20 protein-coding genes and 2 pseudogenes are annotated in these 20,625 nt (G+C 65.7%); 8 read left to right on the forward strand and 14 right to left on the reverse strand.

What is annotated here, in order from left to right:
• The gene (locus KRR38_RS11845; RefSeq protein WP_217401694.1) at nt 1-1,278 is read right to left on the reverse strand and encodes a DUF1214 domain-containing protein; all 1,278 of its coding nucleotides are present in this window, start codon (nt 1,276-1,278) and stop codon (nt 1-3) included.
• Nucleotides 1,279-1,454: 176 nt separating this feature from the next.
• Here KRR38_RS11845 and KRR38_RS11850 point away from each other — a divergent pair, with 176 nt between their 5' ends.
• Nucleotides 1,455-1,715, forward strand: a complete 261-nt coding sequence (locus KRR38_RS11850) for a hypothetical protein (RefSeq protein WP_254514764.1) — start codon at nt 1,455-1,457, stop codon at nt 1,713-1,715.
• 4 nt (nt 1,716-1,719) lie between these two features.
• Here KRR38_RS11850 and KRR38_RS11855 read toward each other — a convergent pair.
• The 4 genes and pseudogenes from KRR38_RS11855 to KRR38_RS11870 all read right to left on the reverse strand — a co-directional run bounded on the left by KRR38_RS11855 (nt 1,720) and on the right by KRR38_RS11870 (nt 5,254).
• Nucleotides 1,720-2,506, reverse strand: a pseudogene (locus KRR38_RS11855) (LysR family transcriptional regulator).
• 40 nt (nt 2,507-2,546) lie between these two features.
• On the reverse strand, nt 2,547-2,993 hold the full coding sequence (gene apaG, locus KRR38_RS11860; protein WP_217401696.1) for a Co2+/Mg2+ efflux protein ApaG: 447 nt from the start codon (nt 2,991-2,993) through the stop codon (nt 2,547-2,549).
• A gap of 70 nt (nt 2,994-3,063) precedes the next feature.
• Nucleotides 3,064-3,909 carry an SDR family NAD(P)-dependent oxidoreductase gene (locus KRR38_RS11865; RefSeq protein WP_217401698.1) on the reverse strand — a complete coding sequence of 282 codons (846 nt, stop codon included), beginning with the start codon at nt 3,907-3,909 and terminating at the stop codon, nt 3,064-3,066.
• A 136-nt stretch (nt 3,910-4,045) separates the two neighbouring features.
• Nucleotides 4,046-5,254: a PLP-dependent aspartate aminotransferase family protein gene (locus KRR38_RS11870; protein ID WP_217401700.1), complete on the reverse strand. Its 1,209-nt coding sequence runs from the start codon at nt 5,252-5,254 to the stop codon at nt 4,046-4,048.
• Nucleotides 5,255-5,373: 119 nt separating this feature from the next.
• Here KRR38_RS11870 and KRR38_RS11875 point away from each other — a divergent pair, with 119 nt between their 5' ends.
• A complete protein-coding gene (locus tag KRR38_RS11875; RefSeq protein WP_254514765.1) occupies nt 5,374-6,648 on the forward strand; it encodes a phospholipid carrier-dependent glycosyltransferase in 1,275 nt (424 codons plus the stop codon).
• Nucleotides 6,649-6,975: 327 nt separating this feature from the next.
• On the opposite strand, the gene KRR38_RS11880 is transcribed toward KRR38_RS11875, so the two are convergent.
• From KRR38_RS11880 to KRR38_RS11915, 8 genes and pseudogenes are all read right to left on the reverse strand, one after another.
• The gene (locus KRR38_RS11880; RefSeq protein WP_217401702.1) at nt 6,976-7,557 is read right to left on the reverse strand and encodes a J domain-containing protein; all 582 of its coding nucleotides are present in this window, start codon (nt 7,555-7,557) and stop codon (nt 6,976-6,978) included.
• Between the two features lie 125 nt (nt 7,558-7,682).
• A pseudogene (locus KRR38_RS37730) lies at nt 7,683-7,790 on the reverse strand (PEPxxWA-CTERM sorting domain-containing protein); the annotation flags it as partial.
• A gap of 728 nt (nt 7,791-8,518) precedes the next feature.
• On the reverse strand, nt 8,519-9,637 hold the full coding sequence (locus tag KRR38_RS11890) for a glycosyltransferase family 2 protein (RefSeq protein WP_217401706.1): 1,119 nt from the start codon (nt 9,635-9,637) through the stop codon (nt 8,519-8,521).
• A 6-nt stretch (nt 9,638-9,643) separates the two neighbouring features.
• Nucleotides 9,644-10,687 (reverse strand): 3-isopropylmalate dehydrogenase, encoded by a 1,044-nt coding sequence (gene leuB, locus KRR38_RS11895; RefSeq protein ID WP_217407238.1) that lies wholly within the window; start codon nt 10,685-10,687, stop codon nt 9,644-9,646.
• Nucleotides 10,688-10,722: 35 nt separating this feature from the next.
• Nucleotides 10,723-11,325, reverse strand: a complete 603-nt coding sequence (locus tag KRR38_RS11900) for a recombination protein O N-terminal domain-containing protein (RefSeq protein WP_217401708.1) — start codon at nt 11,323-11,325, stop codon at nt 10,723-10,725.
• 42 nt (nt 11,326-11,367) lie between these two features.
• Nucleotides 11,368-11,628, reverse strand: a complete 261-nt coding sequence (locus tag KRR38_RS11905) for an accessory factor UbiK family protein (protein ID WP_217401710.1) — start codon at nt 11,626-11,628, stop codon at nt 11,368-11,370.
• Nucleotides 11,629-11,670: 42 nt separating this feature from the next.
• Nucleotides 11,671-12,225, reverse strand: a complete 555-nt coding sequence (locus tag KRR38_RS11910) for a TspO/MBR family protein (protein ID WP_217401712.1) — start codon at nt 12,223-12,225, stop codon at nt 11,671-11,673.
• A gap of 158 nt (nt 12,226-12,383) precedes the next feature.
• Nucleotides 12,384-13,172, reverse strand: coding sequence for a TlyA family RNA methyltransferase (locus tag KRR38_RS11915; RefSeq protein WP_217401714.1), 789 nt, complete (start codon nt 13,170-13,172; stop codon nt 12,384-12,386).
• 47 nt (nt 13,173-13,219) lie between these two features.
• Here KRR38_RS11915 and KRR38_RS11920 point away from each other — a divergent pair, with 47 nt between their 5' ends.
• The 5 genes from KRR38_RS11920 (at nt 13,220) to KRR38_RS11940 (ending at nt 18,961) form a co-directional block, all read left to right on the forward strand.
• On the forward strand, nt 13,220-13,759 hold the full coding sequence (locus tag KRR38_RS11920) for a hypothetical protein (RefSeq protein ID WP_217401716.1): 540 nt from the start codon (nt 13,220-13,222) through the stop codon (nt 13,757-13,759).
• Between the two features lie 616 nt (nt 13,760-14,375).
• Entirely contained in the window at nt 14,376-14,846 is a 471-nt protein-coding gene (locus tag KRR38_RS11925; RefSeq protein WP_217401718.1) for a (2Fe-2S)-binding protein, read from the forward strand.
• A 1-nt stretch (nt 14,847) separates the two neighbouring features.
• Nucleotides 14,848-16,989 carry a molybdopterin cofactor-binding domain-containing protein gene (locus KRR38_RS11930; RefSeq protein WP_217401720.1) on the forward strand — a complete coding sequence of 714 codons (2,142 nt, stop codon included), beginning with the start codon at nt 14,848-14,850 and terminating at the stop codon, nt 16,987-16,989.
• Nucleotides 16,986-17,633, forward strand: a complete 648-nt coding sequence (locus KRR38_RS11935; protein ID WP_217401722.1) for an Isoquinoline 1-oxidoreductase subunit — start codon at nt 16,986-16,988, stop codon at nt 17,631-17,633. Before KRR38_RS11930 ends, KRR38_RS11935 begins: the two co-directional genes overlap by 4 nt.
• 230 nt (nt 17,634-17,863) lie before the next feature.
• Entirely contained in the window at nt 17,864-18,961 is a 1,098-nt protein-coding gene (locus KRR38_RS11940) for a branched-chain amino acid aminotransferase (protein WP_217401724.1), read from the forward strand.
• A 30-nt stretch (nt 18,962-18,991) separates the two neighbouring features.
• Here KRR38_RS11940 and KRR38_RS11945 read toward each other — a convergent pair whose 3' ends face one another.
• Nucleotides 18,992-19,594, reverse strand: a complete 603-nt coding sequence (locus tag KRR38_RS11945) for a hypothetical protein (protein WP_217401726.1) — start codon at nt 19,592-19,594, stop codon at nt 18,992-18,994.
• Between the two features lie 137 nt (nt 19,595-19,731).
• On the opposite strand from KRR38_RS11945, the gene yghU reads away from it, so the two are divergent.
• Nucleotides 19,732-20,580: a glutathione-dependent disulfide-bond oxidoreductase gene (gene yghU / locus KRR38_RS11950; protein ID WP_217401728.1), complete on the forward strand. Its 849-nt coding sequence runs from the start codon at nt 19,732-19,734 to the stop codon at nt 20,578-20,580.
• Nucleotides 20,581-20,625 lie beyond the last annotated feature (45 nt).

Below are 20,625 nucleotides of genomic sequence, written 5' to 3' on the forward strand. Positions count from 1 at the left end.
TCACCACAGCGGGCGTTCCTGGAGTGCCCGACGCCGCTCGCGCAGAATGTCCTGCCGCTGCGCCGGAGTCACGGTCGCCACGCCCTTAGGCAGCACCTTGAGCACCTCGGCCACCTTGACCTTCTGCACGTTCGGGATCGGCTCACTGTCGCAGCCGGTCCAGCGACCTTGAATCATGCCGGTTGGATAGCCTGAAGTATCGAGCCAATTCTTCGCGCCTGGATCCTTCGCCGAAACGACGATGCGCAGCTTGCCGTCAGGGTCGGGCGCGGCCTGGGCGCCATTGAGGCTGGCGTGGTTGTTGTACCAGTCGGTGGTCTCGTAGATCTCGTTGGTGAGGATCAGCGAGCGATAGTTGCACTTGGTCGGGATGTTCGACTCGATGATCAGCGCCTCGTCGTCCTTCAGGTCGTAGGTGCCTTCGTAGTAGAACTGCCCTTTGAGGATGGAGAAAGGCGGGTTGAACACCTTCACCTGGTTGACCACGCCCTGCTTGCGCAATTTGTCCACGTGATCGACAAAGAGTTGGGCAATGAAATCGATCTGACCGGGCAAGGCGCGCAGCCGGCCTTCCAGCAGCGTCGCCGAAGGCCGCGGCCGGCCGATCGGTTTGTCCAGCCGTTCGATCGACAGGGTCGGATCGACTTCCTTGGCCCAGTCGGCGCTGACCATGCGGATCATCAGGCGGGTCGCACTCGGGCTCAACTCCCACCAGTCCCCTGCGTAGCCGGCCGGCTTGGTCGGGCTGACCAGCACGTCGAAGCGCCCGTCCTTGTCGACTTTGACCGTCGCGAGATCGAGCTGCGCGGCGGCACCGCGATTGGGATCGGTCGGCGGCAGGACCTGCTGGATGATCGCCAGCGAGACGTTCCCGCGTATCCCGCGCAGGCGATAGGCCCCCCCCGGCGTTATGTGTGCGCTGCGGTAGATCGTGTCGGCGTTAGGCTGGCCAATGTTGAGCACCTGGCCGATCGACGGCATGAACTGCGGCGCGTCGCCATCGCCTGCAATCGCGTCCAGTGTCTGCGAAGCCAATGCTTCGAGCGCGAGGCGCGCGACTTCCTGCTGCATCTGCGGATCATTGCGCATCGGCTCGGGCAGCTTCGCGAGCATCCGGTCGGGCAGCGTGCGCAGGCTCTCGACGAAGTCCTGCCAGCCCGCGACCGCCCCCTGCTGGGTTGCTGGATCGGTGGGCGCTGCGGCAGCGCGCGCGGTCCAGGACAAGGCGGCAAGCGCAATGGCGGCAAGGCCCAGGGGCCAGCGGCGGCGGGTGATCATGCATCTCTCTCCGGAATTTCGTCAGACGTGTAGTGCGAACAGTCTGCCGCGATCGACGAGTGCGGGCAATGCCCGTCGCGCCAACGCCTCGCTTCGTCGCTCCGAAAAGCAATACGCTATGGAACAGAGTGCACTTTTGCGCTTTTACGTAGGGAATTACCCTGAGGATGACACCGATGAAACGCACCTTTCTCATGATTGCCGCCACTGCCCTGACCATCGGCACCGCGACGACCGCCGATGCGCGGGCCTGCAAGCGCCTCAACAAGACCGAGGGCGCCGTCGTCGGCGCGGCCGGTGGCGCGGTGCTGGGAGCAATCGTCGGCGGCCGCGGCGCCCCAATCATCGGCGCAGTCGGCGGTGGTATTGCCGGGCACGAGATCGCCCGCACCCGCTACAACCAGAATTGCCGCACCTATCGCCGTACCCGGCGCTAAGCGGCTATTCCCCTGAGAGGAACGCGACCAGCGCCTTGACCTTCTTCTGCCGCCACTGCGGCAGCGGGGCGAGCAGCCAATAACCGCGACGGCCGGTCTCGGGCGGGCCTTCCGCGGTTACCCTGCCCTCGTCGATCCAGCTCTGCGCCAGCATCACCGGCACGCGGGCGCGGCCGAGGCCGGCGGCAGCGGCGGCAATCGCTTCGCCGGCATCGCCGACGATGAGCGGCGCTTTCTCGTGGCCTTCGATATGCGCGAGGTCGCCCGGCCAGGCGATCCATTCGCCCGCGCCGACAGTCACGCGATCGGCCGCGCCTAGCGCCACACCTTCGAGGTCGCCCGGTCCTTCTGTCCAGCGCACGGCGAGATCGAGATTGGCCTCGGTAAAGTCGGTCATCTCGCCGTCGACGAGCACGTAGCGGACCTGCGGATTCGCGGCGCGGAATGCGGCGAGCCGCTCGGCCAGCCAGGCGACGAAGAAATCGCGCGGGGCGGCGATCGTATAGACGTGGCTCGACTGGCCCGCCTGCATCGCCTGCACGGCATCCTCGAAATGGAGGAAGCCGGTGCGCAGCGATTCTGAGCCCGGCGCCCGCCTCGTCGGTGAGTTCGAGCCCCTTCGAGGTGCGGCGGAACAGGACGACGCCGAGGAGATCCTCGAGCGCGCGGATCTGCTGGCCGACCGCTGCCGGGGTCACGGCAAGCTCATCGGCCGCGCGGGTGAAAGACAGGTGGCGCGCTGCCGCGTCGAAGACGCGCAAGGCGTTGAGAGGCAGATGGGTGCGCTTCATACCGGGGTCACTACCCGCTCATCCCGAACTTGTCGAAGGGTCAACCCGCAGTGGCGGGCGCAGCGAGCGGGAAGAACGGGATCGCCGCCTGGAAATCCGAACCGTCGCGGCGGCGGAAGGTGTAGTGGCCTTCCATCGACCCCTGCGGCGTCGTCAGGGGGCAGCCCGAGACGTAGTCGTGGCTCTGCCCCGGCTTGAGCACCGGCTGCTCACCCACCACGCCGTCGCCGTCGACGAAGTTGACCATCCCGCGGCCATCGGTGATTCGCCAATGACGGGTCATCAGTTGGACGGTCTCGTCCGAGTCGTTCTCGATCCGGATATGATAGACCCAGAACCACTTCTCGGCCTCGATCCGCGACTGTTCCGGCAGGAAATTCACCGCCACGCGGACGGTGATCCCGCCGCTCGACGGTGCCTGCGCGCCGCCACTGGCGTCAATGACGCTGACCGGCGTGATCGCGGCGTGCTGAAATAGCTCCTTCATAATCGCACAAAGACTAGCGGCTGAATCGCGCCGCGACAATCGCCCGCGTGATCGGTGCAGTTCGGCCCTCTCAGTCTAGTTCGATGCCCATGTCAGCGAGCTCGCGCTCGGCCCAGAACAACCGGCCGGTATATTCCGCAGGGTTCTCGCAGGCGGAGAAATAGACGATCATCCGCGCCGGCACGGTCATCGGCACGGCGACGCTATCGTCGAGCCCCATCTCGCGGACGCGGATCGCGACCAGCTCGGTCGAGACGAGCCCCGGATGCAGCCCGACGACGTAGATGTTCTTCGCGGCCAGCTCGGGCGCCAGAGCATTGCCCAGCCGATCGAGCGCACGCTTGCTGGCGTAGTAGGCCGGATGGGTCAGGCTGAACTTGCCGACCGCGTTGAGCTTGGGCGGCTCCTCGGTCAGGCGGAAGACCTCGCCGCTACCGGTGGTCAGATTGACGATCCGCCCGCCCCCGCGCTTCTCCATGATCGGCCAGCACATCTGGATCAGGCTGAACGGGGCGTGGGTGTTGACGTCGAACTGGTAGAGCCAGTCCTCGCGCGACAGCTCGAGCGAGCCGATGTTCCAGTAGTCGCCGGTGGTCGCCGCAGCGTTGTTGACCAGAATGTCGACCCCGCCGAACCGTTCGACCGCGGCGTCCACCAGCGCCTGCAGGTCGGCCTCTTTCGAGAGGTCGGTCGGCACCGCGATCGCGCCCGCGCCGGTGCCCAGCGCCTCGAGCTGCTGCAGGGTCTCGCCCAGCGTGCCCGGCAGGGTATCGTCGGGGTTCACCGTCCGCGCCGCCAGCACGACATTGGCGCCGCGCCTGGCGAAGTCGAACGCGGCCTGCTTTCCGACGCCGCGGCTGGCGCCGGTGATGATGACGGTCTTACCCGTGAGATCCAGTTCGCGCTGCCGTTCCATTCTGCTTACTCCCTTACCGTTCCCGGCACAGAAGCATGGCGCGTTGCAGCGGCAAAGGTACCGCGCCTCCGCGAAGGTCAGAATAAGGACATCGACGTTCCGCCACGGCAAAGCATCGCCGTGGCGAACGAAGCGGTCAGAGACCCGCTTTCCTGAACGCCTGGTCGAGGTCCTCGATCAGGTCGTCCGGATCCTCGAGCCCGACGTTCATCCGCAGCATGCCTTCGACCACCCCCATCGACTGGCGCGCTTCCTCGCCGATCGAGCTGTGCGTCGTCGAGGCCGGGTGGCAGATCAGCGAGCGGGTGTCGCCAATGTTGTTCGAGATGTCGATCAGCTCGAGCGCGTCGAGCACGGCCCAGGCCTGCTCGCGCCCGCCGTCGAGCAACATCGAGAAGATCGCGCCGCCCGCGGCCATCTGCTTCATCGCCAGGTCGTGCTGCGGGTGGCTCGGCAGCCCCGGATGGAGGATGCGCGGCACGCGCTCTTCGACGAACTTGCCGACCTTGACCGCATTCTCGCTCTGCTTGAACGCGCGCAGTTCGAGCGTCTCCAGACCCTTGAGCACGATCCAGGCGTTGAACGGCGCCAGCGTCGGCCCGGTGTTGCGCTGGAAGGGCAGCAGCTTGCCGTCGATCCAGTCCTTCGATCCGCAGACCGCGCCGGCGAGCACACGGCCCTGCCCGTCCATCAGCTTGGTCGCCGAATAGGCGACAACATCGGCGCCGAGTTCGAGCGGGCGCTGCAGCGCGCTGGTGCTGAAGGCGTTGTCGACCACAGTGGTGATGCCGTGCGCCTTGCCCAGCGCGGCGACGAAGGCGATGTCGATGACGTCGAGCGTCGGGTTGGCCGGTGTCTCGAAGAAGAAGACCTTGGTCTCCTTCCGGATCGCCGCTTCCCAGGCCGTGTTGTCGCGCCCGTCGACGAAAGTCGCGATGATGCCGAAACGCGGCAGCAGGTTGTCGATCACCCAGCGGCAGGGGCCGAACATCGCGCGCGCGGCGACGAGGTGGTCGCCCACCGACAGCTGGCAGAGCAGCGCCGCGGTCATCGCCGCCATGCCCGATGCCTGGGCGCGGCAGGCCTCGGCGCCTTCCATCATCGCGATCCGCTCTTCGAGCATCTGCACGCTGGGGTTCTGCGTGCGCGAATAGGTCATGCCCGGCGCGGTGCCGGCGAAGCGCGCGGCGGCCTCGGCGGCATTGTCGTATGTATAGCCCGAGTTGACGAAGATCGCCTCGCTGGTCTCGCCCTGTTCAGAGCGCCAGGTTCCGGCGCGCACGGCATGGGTGGCGGCGCGCCATTTCGAGGTGATCGAGCGGTCCTGTCCGGTAGTGCGTTTCATGGCCCGGGCTTTAGGAGTCGGCGAGCGACGAGGCAAGCATGTCGTCCCCCGCGTCATCCACCGGGACGAGGCCCCTGTGACTTGCTCTCGCTATCACGGCCCATTATCCGCTGGCTCAGATGGATGCCGCTCCGCCAAGAGAGAAAGACCCGCTCCTCTGGACCGCGCTGATCGCGCTGGGGTTCCTCGCGCTGGTCTGTCATCGGCTGGGCATCCCCTCGAAGATATATTTCGATGAGGTCCACTACGTCCCCGCCGCGCGCAAGCTGCTGAACCTGATCTCGGCCAATCCCGAGCATCCGATGCTCGGCAAGGAGATCATCGCCGCGGCCATCTGGGCGCTCGGCGACAAGCCGCTCTACTGGCGCGTCCCTTCCGCGCTGTTCGGCGCTTTCGGCCTCTTCGCCTTCGGCCGGCTGATGTGGTGGGCCAGCCTGCGCCGCTTCGCCACGCTTTCGGGCATGTTCCTCGTAGCCACCAGCTTCGCCTGGTTCATCCAGAGCCGCATCGCCATGCTCGACATGTTCATGGCGACATTCGGCATGATCGCGCTCTGGCAGTTCGCCGCGGCCCTGCGGCTGCCGGCAAGAGCGGCACGCTGGCGGCTGGCGCTGACCGGTATGTGCTTCGGCCTAGCGCTCGGCGCCAAGTGGTCGATCGCACCCGCGGCAGCCCTGCCCGGCCTGACCTTCCTGGTACTGCGCCTGCGCGACCACGGCCGGCACGCCCTGGTCCGCAGCGACACGCGCCCGGTGCCCGACATCTCGCTGATCGAAGCAGCCTTCTGGCTCGGCTCCGTACCGCTGCTAGTCTACTGGCTGACCTATCTGCCGACCTTCTTCTACCCTCAGAACCCGGTCGCCTGGTGGGACTTCGCCGGCCGCCACCGCTACATGCTCGAACTGCAGGACAGCGTGAAGAAGCTGCACCCCTACCGCTCTGTCTGGTACGAATGGGTGATCAACTGGCGCGCGATCTGGTACCTTTACGAGAACGTCGACGGCGCCCAGCGCGGAGTGCTGCTGATCGGCAATCCCTTCTCGATGCTCGCGGGCCTGCCCGCGCTGTTCTGGTGCTTCTGGTCGGGCCTGCGCAGGGGCCGCACCGACATGCTGGCTTTCGCGCTGCTCTATGTCGCGACCTTGGGCATGTGGCTGGTCTCGGGCAAGCCGATCCAGTTCTACTACCACTACCTGCTGCCCGGCACTTTCCTGATGGGCTGCCTGGCGCTCGCCCTCGACGAGCTCCAGCGCAAGGGCGGCAGGTGGGAATGGATCCCCGCCCTGTCGCTGGCGACGGCGGGGGGGAATGTTCGTCTGGTTCTACCCGATTGTCTCGTCAGCCGTGCTGCACGAGGGCAAGCAAGCCTACGTCCACTGGATGTGGCTGCATAGCTGGCGGTGAGGCATTAGAGGCGCTGCCGCCGGCGTAATGTTACACATGTGTCACCCCGTTACCCACCGGATTTCCCTGGTCCCCATTCCGACAGTTGGGAAAAGGCAATTCGACTTGAATCGGATAAAAGTTAAAATGTGAACGCTCGACGAAGTCGATGCTTCCCGATCACACGAAGTATCTTGCTGCCGACGAGCCTCCTAGCAAACCCCCGCCCGAGCACCTCTGGCGGGGGTTTCAGGTATAGGATCAATAGGTCGATCACATCTGAAGAGGTTCGGGCAATGGACAGCCCCCCTCGGGTTGGGCCGTGGTGAATGCCAGTCCTAAGGTTGTGTCTGATCCGGATTATCGTGGGATTGCGCGATCAGCAGCTTCTCCCTGATGTTCGTTCGCGACGTGGCGATGACGTGATCGACCCCTTCGACGGTGATTACCAGACTTCCTTGCTCGGTCGTTTCGACGAAGCCTTTTGCCTTGAGATACCAGGTATGAAATTCGAAATGCTCGTCCGAACAGCCGATCAGCTCCTGGACGAAATATCGGCCTACGCCCGGATCCTGAGCGTGCTCCCTGCGCCTCCTGTACAGAAACAGCAGTATCTTCGCATGGATATCGGCATCGGTAACCGCCGATTTCCGATACAGGTCTGATTCGTGGTTCGCAGGAAAAATGTATCCGGTGACTTCCGAATAGACCGCATCATATGCGGCACGATCGTCGGGGTTCTTCAAAGCCCGGTAAGCGTCGATCACTTCATTCAGTTTCGTGACGTCGGCCGTTTCTGCGTGATCGGGATGATACATCTTCGCCAGATGGCGGTAAGAATGCTCAAGGTCTTTCGCGTCGCAGCCCGGATCGAGCTGCAAAATTCGGTAGTGATCAACAAAAGGCTGGCTATCGGCCATCGTGCAGTTCGCTCCGTTCGGCATTTATGGGCAGCCCCTCATCGGGCCTGGCAACGAACCACGGTGTCGGCCAGAAAAAGGGAGCGCGTTTGCGCTCCCCCTTGCAACCCGAATAAAAGCGGCCGTCAAGCGAATGCGTAGCGGACCGCTTGACGCTGCCGGCGACGCATCGCGCCACCCGCAAGACCAATGCCCAGGATCATCAGACCCCAGGTGGCAGGCTCGGGGACCCCACCGCCGGTCTTATAGAGCGAAACGCCCGAAACCGAACCGTTGGTGAAGCTGAGGCTATCGAGGTTCGTGCCGGCGTCGAAGCGATAGAAAGCTGTGACGCCGCCGGGATTTCCGGGGATCGGCCCCTGCCCGGCACCATAATGTATGCCGATATAGGTCAGACCGTTGAGCAACGTCGAGAAATTGCCCGAGTTATCGAGCTTCTCGATCACGTTGATGGTCCCGGTAAGGCCGATGAGGCCCAGCGCGGCGATCTCGTCGGCGCTCGCAGAGCCTCCCGCGCCCGATTGCAGCTGATTCTTGTCGTAATAGCCGGAACAGGCCTGAGCGTTCGGGATGATATCATCCAAGCCCGACACGCTGCAGCTGGACACGAGGTCAAGCGCAGCGAATGCCGGCGCAGCCATTCCCATGGTACCTACCGTCGCCATGGCAGCGGCGAGCGCAATCCTGATCTTCCGTCCCATATGACCTCCGAAACATCGAGAATTTTCCGTCGGAAGCCAGCGATTACTACCACCAAAGCCAGCTGCCGAATTGAGAACTCGGCTTCTATCCTAGGGTTGCGGGCGAGTCGGGTTGTGTTTACCCAACCTCTCTGAGGCCTGTCCCATATCTGGAATGAGGGCCGCGTGAGCCAGCCCGCGCCTTGGCCTGTCGACAGGAAGCGACCGCCCGAAAAGGGCGGCTCACCGAAGCATTAGGTGAGTTCAGGCTGCCGCCGCCCTCAATACTTGCCCCAGACGAAGCGCGAGGAGAGGGCGAAGTTCCAGACCGATCCGACGATGATGCCGGTGATCGCGGCGGGGTATTCGTGCACCCCGAAGCGCACGAGGATCGCGGCGACGCCGACATTGGCGGTGAGGCCCACCGAGCAGGTCAGCGCGAACTTGCACCAGCCCTTGAGCAGCGGCACGAAGCCCGTCAGCCGCTTGTCCGAATAGGTCAGCGCGTTGTTGAGCACGAAGTTGAAGGTCATCGCCACCATCGCCGCGACCGTCTGGCCGAGCTCGAAGGCGGTGACCAGCTGGCCCTTGACCGGCGGCCCGCCGAAGATCGACAGGAAAGTCGTCAGCACCGCCATGTGCACGATGACGCCCACCGCGCCGATCGTGCCGAACAGCGCGAAGCGCGTCGGGATGATCCGGCCCAGCCAGCGGTCGTAGAGCCCGACGAGGAATTCGAAGACCACCGTCCGGTCGAGCTTGGACTCGCCGCCCGCGCGCGCCGCGAAATGCATCGGGAATTCCTTGACCCGCAGGGTCGTGTCGACCGTCGCCATGATGTCGAGCAGGATCTTGAAGCCCACGCCCGAGAGGCGGTGCGCGTCGCCGCGCAAGGTCTCGGCGCGCAGCATGAAATAGCCGCTCATCGGATCGCTGAGTTCGACGCCGGTGACCTTGCGCGCGATCGAATTGGCCAGGCCCGAGGCCTTGACCCGGTCGGGGCGGCCCCAGGCCTCGGTGCTCGCGCCCTCGGCAAAGCGCGAGGCGACGGCGACGTCGTAGTTCCCGCTCTCGACCGCCTCGAGCATGCCCGGCAGCAGCGCCGGATCGTGCTGGTGGTCGGCATCCATCACCGCGACGACCGGCGCCGCGGTCGCCAGCATGCCCTCGATCGCCGCCGAGGCCAGCCCGCGCCGGCCGATCCGCTGGATCACCCGCACCCGCGGATCGCCCTGGCTCAGCACCCGCGCCTCGTCCGAGGTCCCGTCGGGACTGTTGTCGTCGACGATGATCACTTCCCAGGCGATCCCCGACAGCGCCGCATCCAGCCGCGTCACCATCCCGGAAATGTTCGTGCGCTCGTTGTAGGTCGGCAGAACGACCGCTAGCTGGACGGTCATGGGGCCTCAGAGCCTTGCGAGGACGGCGTCGCCGATCGCGGCCGTGCCATGGCTGCCGCCGAGATCGCCGCCCTTGATGCCGTCAGCGAGCGCCTTGGCCACCGCGGCCTCGATCCGCTTCGCCTCGGCCTCGCGGCCGAAGGAGTGGCGCAGCAGCATCGCCGCCGAGAGGATCGTCGCCATCGGATTGGCCAGACCCTTGCCCGCAATGTCGGGCGCCGAACCGTGGATCGGCTCGTAGAGGCCCAGGGTGCCTTCGGACAGCGAGGCCGAGGCAAGCAGGCCGATCGAGCCGACACACATCGAGGCCTGGTCCGACAGGATATCGCCGAACAGGTTGCCCGTGACGATGACGTCGAAAGCGCCGGGGTTCTTGACCAGCTGCATCGCCGCGTTGTCGACGTACATGTGGCTGAGCTCGACGTCGGGATATTCCTTCGCGACCTCGATCACCACGTCGCGCCAGAGCTGCGAGGTTTCAAGCACGTTGGCCTTGTCGACCGAGCACAACTTCTTCTTGCGGCCCTGCGCGGCGCGGAACCCGACATGGGCGATGCGGCGCACTTCGTCCTCGGCATAGGACATGATGTCGTAGCCCTGGCGGCGGCCGTCGGGCGTCGTGCGCATGCCCTTCTCGCCGAAATAGACGTCGCCGTTGAGCTCGCGGACGATGAGGAGGTCGATCGACCGCGCCACTTCGGGGCGCAGAGTGGTCAGGTCTTCGAGACCCTCGAACACCGTCGCGGGGCGCAGGTTGGCGAAGAGGCCCAGTTCCTTGCGCAGGCCGAGGATCGCCTGTTCGGGGCGCAGGTGGCGCTCCAGATTGTCGAGGCTGAAATCGCCGACCGCACCGAACAGGATCGCGCCGGAAGACTTGGCAATCTCGAGTGTTTCGGGCGGCAGCGGATGGCCGTGCTTGCGGTAGGCAGCGCCACCGACATCGCCCTCGACCAGTTCCAGCCCGGGCAAATCGAGCGCCTGGAGCACACGCACCGCTTCGCGCGTCACTTCCGGGCCGATGCCGTCACCGGCGAAAACCGCGATCTTGATCGAATTGGTCGTCACTTCATGCCCCATGTATGGCGCTAAACTATTTTGGCCAGCCGCTCGCGCAGCATGGCGCGCGCCGCCATAACATCGACGCGCCGATGGGCAAGCGGATAGCGCGCAAGATCACGTCCCAGCCGGTCGAATGCGGCGAGCAGTGCCGGCCAGTCAGCGGTTTCGGGCCTCTCGATGGGACCGCCGTAGCCGAGCTCGCGCATCAGCAGGACCTCATAAGACAGCAGCGGCATGGCCCAGTCGCGTGCCGAGGGGGCCAGGCAGATCGCATCGAGCAGCGCCGTCAGCGCCTCGTAGAGCGCCGAATAGGGCTGGCGTTCGGGCAGCGCGGCGGCAGTCAGCGCTGTGACCCAGGCGATCGCTGAACTCTGCAGCGGTTCGGTCAGCCAGGGGCCGCGGCTGGTCATCAGTTCGAGCCGGGCGAAGGGAAGCTGGCTGTCGGAACGCGCCTTGAGCTCGGCCTCGACGAGATTGCCGGGGATCAGCACGGGCCGCAGGTCGCGCCCGCGGCCGCCCGCGACATAGCCGGCAACGAGCCCGTGGTCGGCGGTCAGCAACCGGACGACGACCGCGGTCTCGCCATGCGGACGGCTGGCGCAGACGACGGCGGGCGCGCGGATGTGCATCGAGGCTGTGTGGCCGTATTGACCACACAGTTCAACCGAGGGTTACTTGCCCGCCAGCGCCGCGAGCTTGACTTCCAGCGCGTCGATCCGCGCTTTCAGCGCTTCGCTGTCCTCGCGCGCTTTCGAGGCCATGGCCTTGACCGCATCGAATTCCTCGCGCGCGACGAAGTCGAGCCCGCCGATGGCTTCCTTGGCGCGTTCGCGCGCGCTGTCACGCGCCTCGCGGGTCATGCCGGCAAGCGTGCCGGCGGCGCTGTTCATCAGCTTGACGAAATCGGCGATCAGGGGGTTTTCGCTCTGCATGGCGCCTAAATGGTGAGGCCGGCTTGAAGTGGCAAGCAGGATTTAGAGCTGGATGCGCTGCACGGCACCCGAAACCTCGCGGCCGTCGGCATCGGGATTGGCGACATGGAACTGCCAGTTGAGCAGCGTCGCGAAGAGAATCCAGGCGAGATAGGGCACCAGCAGCAGCGCCGCGAGCGGCCGGACCAAGCGGAACAGCGCGATCGTCGCGATCACCGCGATGTCGAGCACGACCAGCAGCGCCAGCGCAGCCATGATCTGGTGCCCGCCGAAGAACAGCGGCGACCAGGCGAGATTGAGCACGAGCTGAAGGGCAAAGGCCGCCAGCGCCGCCATCCGCCACTCGGCCCCGCGTGCCGAGGCGACCATGGCCAGCGACAGGCCCATGAGAATGTAGAGCACGATCCAGACCAGCGCGAAGGTTATCGGCGAAGGATAGAGCGGCGGTTTAACTAACGCGGCAAACCAGGGATTACCCTCGCTACTGCCCGCGACCTGGCCCGAAAGCATGCCCAGGAGCAGCACCGCAGGCACCAGCACCAGCGCCCAGCGCAACAGGCTTCCCCGCAACTGGCCCATGGACGCAAGCTCTGTCATCGGCGGCTAAATCCTCGAATCGCTCGGTTAGATGCCGGGTTTGTGGCGAGCACGGGGACCAGTGGCAACGGTATTCGGTGTCTTCTTCGCGGTGAAAGTCGTCCCGTAACGGCATCAATGCCATTTCTTTGTCACTAAAGCGTCGCAACTAACGGCTGTTAACCATCGCGACGCGCCGCGATCAGGAACTCGACATTGCCCTCGGGCCCGGTGATCGGGCTCTGGGCGATGCCCTGCACGGTCCAGCCATCGCCTTCGAGCCAGTCGCGTACTTCGCCGCAGACGCGTTCGTGCAGCGCCGGGTCGCGGACGACGCCGCCCTTGCCCACCTCGGCGCGGCCGACTTCGAACTGCGGCTTGATCAGCGCGACGAGCTGGCAGGCGGGCGCGGCCAGGCGGAGCGGAACCTCGAGGACCTTGGCGAGGCCGATGAAGCTGGCGTCGCAGACCACCCAGCTCACCGGCGCATCGATCAGCTCGGGCGTGAGCACGCGGGCGCTGGTCTGCTCGAGCACGGTGACGCGCGGATCCTGGCGCAGCTTCCAGGCAAGCTGGTTGGTGCCCGAATCCACCGCGAAGACCCGCGCGGCGCCGCGGCTCAGCAGTACGTCGGTGAAGCCGCCGGTCGAGCTGCCGATGTCCATCGCGGTGACGCCGGCCGGATCGAGCGCGAAATGGTCGAGCGCATGGGCGAGCTTGATGCCACCGCGCGAGACCCAGGGATGATCGCGCCCGCGCAGGTCGAGCGGAGCATCGGCCGCGACAGCCTGGCCGGGCTTGGCCAGCTTGGTCTCGCCCGAAAACACCAGCCCCGCGAGGACCAGCGCCTGCGCGCGGGCGCGGCTTTCGGCGAGCCCGCGTTCGACGAGGAGTTGGTCGATGCGGACCTTGCCCGCTTTCTTCGCGGTCTTTTGGGCGACGGGAGGAGACTTGGGCGGGGTGTTCATGGCGCTGCGGGCTTGTGGTGCATGCGGACAGATTCCATAGGGGGACGATGAAGGCAAATCGTCGTTCGGCTCCGCTTACCCTGCTCGCCCTGGCGACGCTCTCCGCGTTCACCGCGTCGTGCTCGAACACGCGCGTGATCCCGCCGCCGACACCGGTGCCGACACCCACGCCGCGCCCGGCTCCGCCGCCCCCGCCTCCATCACGCCCCGCGACGCAGGGCTGGCAGGATGTGCCGATCACGCCCGGCGACTGGACCTGGGGCATCGAAGGCGGGCAATCGGTCGCGCGCTTCGCTGGCGGCACCCTAGTGCTGCGCTGTGATCGCGCCGCCAGCACGATCACGCTGCAGCGCTCGGGCTCGGCAGCGGGCATCGAGCCGTTGACCGTGACCACCACCAGCGGCGTCCGAACGCTGTCGGCGACGCCGCAGGCCGGCGCGCTCGCGGTAGCTCTTCCCGCACGCGATCCGCTGCTCGATGCGATAGCCTTCAGCCGCGGCCGCTTCGCCGTCGAAACGCCCGGCCTGGAGCCGCTCTACGTGCCGAGCTGGCCCGAAGTGAGTCGCGTTTCCGAAGACTGCCGGTAGTCGTTTTCGCTACCCGGCCGCCCCCGTCGGACCGATAGTCCAAAGGACATTCCGCGAAGCTGGGGATAATTGGCCGAAGGCTCAATTCTGACGCCAAAATAATTGATTGCAAGTCTTGTTGTGCAGTGCGGAAATTGCCAAATATTGGGGCAAGGCAGCAAGGACCGAGGTCCCCAGAACCCCAGCCGCAAAAAACGGCGATCTTGGCTTAACAGCGCGAAAGGAGGTGATCCGATGTCTCATGGTCCAGCAGAGAGGTCGGGAATTTCCGTCACGAGGCATTATCGCTAATGGTGATACAGCGATAAAGGCTTCGTAGGCGGCATCTTTTCGCCGCTGACCATGCGAAGGGCCGTACCGGGACACCGGTGCGGCCCTTCTCATTTCCAGGCCTCACGATGGCGGCCTCCGCCACCCCTCGGTCATTCACGATACGGAACAGCACCCGTTCACAACCTGTTGACCGGCACCCGAGATTTATGTCACGTTTACCTGAGTCGTGGGATGACGGCTTCAAACGGGCGAGTCGGGCCAAGGTAATTCTTGGCCTCGGGCTGCGACCTTCTGCAAATTCTTGGTTTCCATAACTCTCCCCCGAACAAAAGGGACAGTGGCGATGGCGAATCAATTGGCAGTCAACGATCACAATTACAGCGTCGATGTCGACGATGACACTCCGCTACTATGGGTAATCCGCGACATAGTTGGCCTGACGGGAACCAAGTTCGGTTGCGGGGCAGCGCAATGCGGCGCCTGTACCGTCCATATCGACGGCGTCGCGCATCGATCCTGCGTCACGCCGGTATCGGCCGTCGGCGACGGAAAGGTCACGACGATCGAGCATCTCGCCTCGACACCGCTGGGCCAGGCTCTGCAAAAGGCCTGGCTCGACGAGGAAGTGGTCCAGTGCGGCTATTGCCAGTCGGGCCAGCTGATGCAGGCCGCGGCCCTGCTGACCGTGCAGCCGGCGCCGAGCGACGCCGACATCGACCAGGCCATGTCGGGCAACATCTGCCGCTGCGGCACCTATGGGCGGATCCGCACCGCCATCAACGTGGCGTCCCGCGCCCGTGCAGGAGGCGCCTGACATGGCTACCTCGGCACCGGTCGCCAGCCGCCGCTCGTTCCTCGCAGGATCCGCGCTGGTCGCAGGCGAACTCGTCATCGGCTTCGGCATCAGCCCAACGGCCGAGGCGGCCGCCGCGGACGAGCTGCGTCCCAACGCCTTCCTCCGCATCGATTCCGCGGGCGCGATCGTGCTGGCCGTGCCCTATGCAGAGATGGGCCAGGGCACGCTGACCGCCGCCGCACAGCTTGTCGCCGAAGAGCTCGAAGTGCCCTTGGATCGCGTGCGGGCGGAACTCGCGCCGGGCGACGACGTGCTTTACGCGAATCCACTGCTCGGCGGACAGATCACCGGCGGCTCGGCGTCGATCCGCGCGGGCTGGACGCAGATGCGGGGCGCCGCGGCAGCGGCGCGCACGGTCCTGATCGAGGCTGCCGCCAAACAATGGTCGGTATCGCCCGCGACCTGCCATGCCGAAGCCGGCGAAGTGCTCCATCTGCCCAGCGGGCGACGGCTCGCCTATGGGGCTCTCGTCAACGCGGCGAGCAGGCAAGCCGTACCCAAGGAGCCAAAGCTCAAGACCGGTCCGTTCAGCGTGATCGGCAAGCCCGCGGCGCGGGTCGACACGCCGGCCAAAGTCAACGGCACGGCCAAGTTCGGCATCGACGTATCGCTTCCCGGCATGCGCCACGCCGCCGTCGCCAATTGCCCGATCATCGGCGGCCGGCTCGACGGCGTCGATGAGGCGCCGGCGCTCGCAGTCAAGGGCGTCAAGCAGGTGGTAAAACTCGGCAATGCCGTGGCCGTCGTCGCCGAGCACGGCGGCGCGGCGCGCAAGGGACTGGCTGTACTTTCTCCGCGCTGGTCGGGCTCCGATGCGCCATCCACCACCTCGATGGTCAAGGCCTACGATGCCGCGATGGCCCGTTCGGGCGTGGCCGCCGAGCGCAAGGGCGATACGGCCAAGGCCGAGGCTGCGGCCACCGCGACCTATGAGGAAACCTATCGCCTGCCGATGCTGGCCCATGCCGCGATCGAGCCGATCAACTGCACGGTTTCGGTCAAGAGCGACTCCTGCGAACTGTGGCTCGGCAGCCAGGTTCCCGGGCGCGCGCGCAAGGCCGCGGCGGCGGCTACGGGGCTCCCGGTCGAGAAGGTCAAGGTCAACAGCTACCTGATCGGCGGCGGCTTCGGGCGGAAGCTGGAAGTCGATTTCATCGCCCAGGCCGTCGCCATCGGCAAGGCCGCCGGCGTGCCGGTAAAGATCGTCTGGGGCCGCGAGGAGGACATCCGCAACGATGCCTTCCGCTATCACCACCACAGCCGCATCCGCGTCGGGCTCGACGCGAAGGGCATGCCGACAAGCTGGCATCACAAGCTGGTGGCGCCCGGCGTCATGTTCCGCTTCCTGCCGATCTTCACCAAGGACAACGTCGACCTCGACGACGTGGACGACGCCGCAAGTCCCTATTCGATCCCCAACGTCTTCGTCGAATATGTCCGCGAGGACCCGCCCGAGGGCCTGCTCGCGGGCAACTGGCGCGGCGTCGGCGCGACACGCAACACAGTAGCCGTCGAATGCGTGATCGACGAGCTCGCGCGCCGCGCCAAGGTCGATCCAGTCGACTATCGGCGCAGGCTGCTGGATCCGAAATCGCGCATCGCGCGCGTGCTCGACCGCGTCGCCAGCGAATCCGGCTGGACGCAGCCGCTGCCCGAGCGGCACGGCCGCGGCGTCGCGATCGTCAGCGCCTTCGGCAGCCATATCGGCATGGTGGCCGAAGTCGAGCTCGATGCGCAGGGCGCGGTTTCGGTGAAGAAGATCACTTCGGCGATCGACACCGGCCACATCGTCAACCCGACGATCGTCCGCCAGCAGATCGAAGGCGGCATCGTCTTCGGCCTCAGCGCCGTGCTCTACGGCGAGATCACGGTCGAACGCGGCCGCGTAATGCAGACCAACTTCCACGACTACAAGGTGCTGCGCATGAACGAGATGCCCGAGGTTCGCGTCGCCCTGATCGACAGCACCGAGGAACCCGGCGGGGTCGGGGAACCGGGAACCTCGATCGTTGCGCCCGCAGTGCTCAACGCCCTGCGCGCTGTCGGCGGCCCGAGGCTGACCAGCCTCCCGCTGCCACTGGCCATGGTGCACCGGGCATGACCGCCGCGGCCACGGTCCGGCGCTTCGGCGTCGTCGCCTTCGGCTCCGCGGCGGCACTCGCGGTCGCGGTCTCGACCTATCCCGGCGAAGCCGCCGCGCCACCGGCCACCGAACTGCGCGACGCCGCGAGCTTCGCTTCGATCCGCAGCGCCGACGCCCGGTCGCAGGCCTATTTCACCGAGGCCGCGAAAGTCATCATGCATCCGCGATGTATGAACTGCCATCCCGCGACGCGCAGGCCGACCCAGGGCGACAACATGCACCCGCACGAACCGCCGATGTTCGCGGGCGAAAGCAACATCGGCCCCGCAGGCCTTGCCTGCTCGTCGTGCCACGGCGACGCCAACGTCACCACCTACACTGCGGGCATCCGCAGCATACCCGGCAATTCGCACTGGTCGCTCGCACCGGCCAGCATGGCCTGGCAGGGACTCAGCATGGGCGACATCTGCCGGCAGGTGCGCGATCCCAAGCGCAACGGCGACCGTGACCTCGAAGCCATCTATCACCACATGGCCGAGGATCATCTGGTCGGTTGGGCCTGGCATCCGGGCGACGGCAGGGTCCCGGCACCCGGAACGCAAAAGGCGTTCGGTGCGCTGATCAGGGGGTGGATCGACACGGGCGCCAAATGCCCGGCCTGAGGGCCAGACGCTACAACAACGAGATAGCGCTCTAGGCCAGATGCAATCTGGCTGAAGCGGCATGCCGGCTATCAGCCGAACCCATCTCTGCGGCTTCCCTCTTCCCTCGCCGCGCGATTCCCCCTATCCGAAGATGCAGAAACTGCACTTGCCATTTATGTCTTTTCAATTGCCGTTTGTGAAATATTTGTTCAAAGCGGCCCAATGAGAAACTGAGGGGATCCTTGCCCATGGCGACGTCCGCCACCACCGAAATCACGTTCGAGCACATGTCTCACCCCGCGCCGGTTCCTGCGGCAAAGCGCGAGGAAATCCTGGAAAACCCGGGTTTCGGCACGAATTTCACCGATCACATGGTCTCGATCGACTGGACCGAGGGCCGCGGCTGGCACGATGCCGTGATCGGTCCGCGCGCACCCATCGCGCTCGATCCGGCGACGGCCGTGCTGCACTATGCGCAGGAGATCTTCGAGGGACTCAAGGCCTACAAGCACGGCGACGGAAGCGTCGCGCTGTTCCGGCCTGAGGCCAATGCGGCGCGCTTCAATCAGTCGGCGCAGCGGCTCGCCATGCCCGAGATGCCCGAGGCGCTGTTCATCGAATCGATCCGCCAGATCGTCAAAGCCGACCGCGACTGGATTCCGGCGGGCGACGGCGCCTCGCTTTACCTGCGGCCCTTCATGTTCGCGTCCGAGGCCTTCCTCGGCGTGCGCCCGGCCAAGCAGTACAAGTATCTCGTCATCGCCAGCCCGGCGGGCAACTATTTCAAGTCGGGCGCGCCGGCGGTGTCGATCTGGGTGAGCGACTACACCCGCGCCGCGCCCGGCGGCACGGGCGCGGCCAAGTGCGGCGGCAACTATGCCGCCAGCCTCGTCCCCCAGGCCGAGGCGATCGAGCGCGGCCACGACCAGGTCGTCTTCCTCGACGCCGCCGAGCACAAGTGGATCGAGGAACTGGGCGGCATGAACCTGTACTTCGTGTTCAGCGACGGCAGCCTCGTCACACCGTCGCTGACCGGCACGATCCTTCCCGGCATCACCCGCGATTCGATCCTGGCCCTCGCCCGCGACGAAGGCCTGACGGTGCGCGAGGAGCGCTATAGCCTCGACCAGTGGCGCGCCGATGCCCAGTCGGGCAAGCTGGTCGAGACCTTCGCCTGCGGCACCGCCGCGGTGGTCACGCCGGTCGGCAAGGTTGCGGGCCGCGAGGTCGATTTCACCATCGGCTCGGGCGGCCCGGGCCAGCTCACGCAGAAGCTCAAGAACCGCCTCGTCGCGATCCAACGCGGCGAAGCGCCCGACCCGCACGGCTGGGTGATGAAGGTCTGATCGATTTAATCCTCCCCGTGCCGGGGAGGATTAATACTCGCCTTCGGCCAGGGTGTTGAACTGCGGGTGGACCCGCTGCCACTGGTACATCCAGTCCATGCCTTCCTTGGCGCGCTGGAGATCGTCCTCACGCGGGGCGAGCGCCTCGGCAGCGGCGCGAGCCACGCCGGGCAGGATCGAAGTGTCCCAGCCCTGCTCCTCCACCTCCTTGGCAAGCTTGTCGGCCTTGGCGCCGCGCAGCAGCGTCGGCAGTCGGTCGCGTAACGCGTTGACTGCCCAGGGGATCATCGGCCCGTTGGTGTCAGGATCGTAGCCCCACAGGATGTTGTGGTTCTTGTCGTTCAAAATGTAGTGATAGTGCAGCACCGAGCCGAACACGTCGAAGCGCAGGTACTCGTCGGTCCGGTTCGCAGCGAACACGTGGATGCTCGGCCCGCGCACCATGCGCTCGGCGCTGTCGCCCAGCGCCCGCGCCTCGACCGCGATCGAGATCGGACCGGCATCGAACCAGGTCGCATGCGCCTCGATCATCGGGATCAGGGCGAACTGGTGGTACTGGCCGCGGATCGTGTCGGTCTGCCGATTGCTGTGCGGAGGCAGCGCCGGCGGCGGATTTTCCATCGAGGCACCCATGACCATTTCTCCCATTGCGAAACTTCGTTCGATGGGCGCATTGCAACTTTCTTTGCGCGGCGTGTCAATTCTCCTTGCTTGATCGCGCGTCCAGTCGCCCCAATCTTCCCATCCACTTCCCCCTACGGAGATCACGCATGGCAGAAGACTACGTACCGCCCGAAGTCTGGACCTGGAAGCGCGAGGGTCAGACCGGCTTTCGCGGCAACCGCCCGATCGCAGGGGCGACGCACGAGCACGAACTGCCGCGCGGCAAGCATCCGTTCCAGCTCTATTCGCTGGGCTCACCCAATGGCCAGAAGGTCTCGATCATGTTCGAGGAACTTCTCGCCGCGGGCTATAGCGAAGCCGAATACGACGCCTGGCTGATCAGCATCATGGACGGCGACCAGTTCGGCAGCGGCTTCGTCTCGGTCAATCCCAATTCCAAGATCCCCGCCCTGCTCGACCTGTCGGGGCCAGAGCCGGTCCGCGTCTTCGAATCCGCCGCGATCCTGCTGCACCTGGCCGAGAAGTTCGGCGCCTTCATTCCGACCGATGCCAAGGGCCGCGCAGAGTGCCTGTCCTGGCTGTTCTGGCAGATGTCGAACGCGCCCTCGATGGGCGGCGGTTTCGGGCACTTCTACAAGATGGCGCCGGTCAAGCTCGAATACGCGATCAACCGCTACGCCATGGAAGCCAAGCGCATCTTCGACGTCGCCGACCGGCACCTGGCCGAGCATCGCTATTTCACCGGCGACGCCTATTCGATCGCCGACATCGCCGTGTTCACCTGGTTCCGCTATTTCCAGCGCGCCAATGCCTACGACGGCGGCAGCAAGTTCCTTGGCACACCGGACTACCTCAACGTCGCGCGCTGGATCGACGAGATCGACGCGCGCGAGCCGGTAAGGCGCGGTCTGATCGTCAACCTGACCGGCGATGACAAAGTCCGCGAACGCCATAGCGCCGCGGACATCGATGCGGTCCTGACCGCACAGGTCTGATGGAAAGGCCCCTCCCCAGCAAGGGAGGGGCCTCCCAGGTCAATC

Origin of the sequence: Novosphingobium sp. G106, from assembly GCF_019075875.1 — a bacterium.
In the GTDB taxonomy this organism is placed as follows: domain Bacteria; phylum Pseudomonadota; class Alphaproteobacteria; order Sphingomonadales; family Sphingomonadaceae; genus Novosphingobium.

What these genes read in the sequence shown, in the direction of transcription:
- KRR38_RS11845 (WP_217401694.1), bottom strand. Translation starts at nt 1,278, where the DNA reads ATGATCACCCGCCGCCGCTGGCCCCTGGGCCTTGCCGCCATTGCGCTT.
- KRR38_RS11850 (WP_254514764.1), top strand. Translation starts at nt 1,455, where the DNA reads ATGAAACGCACCTTTCTCATGATTGCCGCCACTGCCCTGACCATCGGC.
- apaG (WP_217401696.1), bottom strand. Translation starts at nt 2,993, where the DNA reads ATGAAGGAGCTATTTCAGCACGCCGCGATCACGCCGGTCAGCGTCATT.
- KRR38_RS11865 (WP_217401698.1), bottom strand. Translation starts at nt 3,909, where the DNA reads ATGGAACGGCAGCGCGAACTGGATCTCACGGGTAAGACCGTCATCATC.
- KRR38_RS11870 (WP_217401700.1), bottom strand. Translation starts at nt 5,254, where the DNA reads ATGAAACGCACTACCGGACAGGACCGCTCGATCACCTCGAAATGGCGC.
- KRR38_RS11875 (WP_254514765.1), top strand. Translation starts at nt 5,374, where the DNA reads ATGGATGCCGCTCCGCCAAGAGAGAAAGACCCGCTCCTCTGGACCGCG.
- KRR38_RS11880 (WP_217401702.1), bottom strand. Translation starts at nt 7,557, where the DNA reads ATGGCCGATAGCCAGCCTTTTGTTGATCACTACCGAATTTTGCAGCTC.
- KRR38_RS11890 (WP_217401706.1), bottom strand. Translation starts at nt 9,637, where the DNA reads ATGACCGTCCAGCTAGCGGTCGTTCTGCCGACCTACAACGAGCGCACG.
- KRR38_RS11900 (WP_217401708.1), bottom strand. Translation starts at nt 11,325, where the DNA reads ATGCACATCCGCGCGCCCGCCGTCGTCTGCGCCAGCCGTCCGCATGGC.
- KRR38_RS11905 (WP_217401710.1), bottom strand. Translation starts at nt 11,628, where the DNA reads ATGCAGAGCGAAAACCCCCTGATCGCCGATTTCGTCAAGCTGATGAAC.
- KRR38_RS11910 (WP_217401712.1), bottom strand. Translation starts at nt 12,225, where the DNA reads ATGACAGAGCTTGCGTCCATGGGCCAGTTGCGGGGAAGCCTGTTGCGC.
- KRR38_RS11915 (WP_217401714.1), bottom strand. Translation starts at nt 13,172, where the DNA reads ATGAACACCCCGCCCAAGTCTCCTCCCGTCGCCCAAAAGACCGCGAAG.
- KRR38_RS11920 (WP_217401716.1), top strand. Translation starts at nt 13,220, where the DNA reads ATGAAGGCAAATCGTCGTTCGGCTCCGCTTACCCTGCTCGCCCTGGCG.
- KRR38_RS11925 (WP_217401718.1), top strand. Translation starts at nt 14,376, where the DNA reads ATGGCGAATCAATTGGCAGTCAACGATCACAATTACAGCGTCGATGTC.
- KRR38_RS11930 (WP_217401720.1), top strand. Translation starts at nt 14,848, where the DNA reads ATGGCTACCTCGGCACCGGTCGCCAGCCGCCGCTCGTTCCTCGCAGGA.
- KRR38_RS11935 (WP_217401722.1), top strand. Translation starts at nt 16,986, where the DNA reads ATGACCGCCGCGGCCACGGTCCGGCGCTTCGGCGTCGTCGCCTTCGGC.
- KRR38_RS11940 (WP_217401724.1), top strand. Translation starts at nt 17,864, where the DNA reads ATGGCGACGTCCGCCACCACCGAAATCACGTTCGAGCACATGTCTCAC.
- KRR38_RS11945 (WP_217401726.1), bottom strand. Translation starts at nt 19,594, where the DNA reads ATGGGTGCCTCGATGGAAAATCCGCCGCCGGCGCTGCCTCCGCACAGC.
- yghU (WP_217401728.1), top strand. Translation starts at nt 19,732, where the DNA reads ATGGCAGAAGACTACGTACCGCCCGAAGTCTGGACCTGGAAGCGCGAG.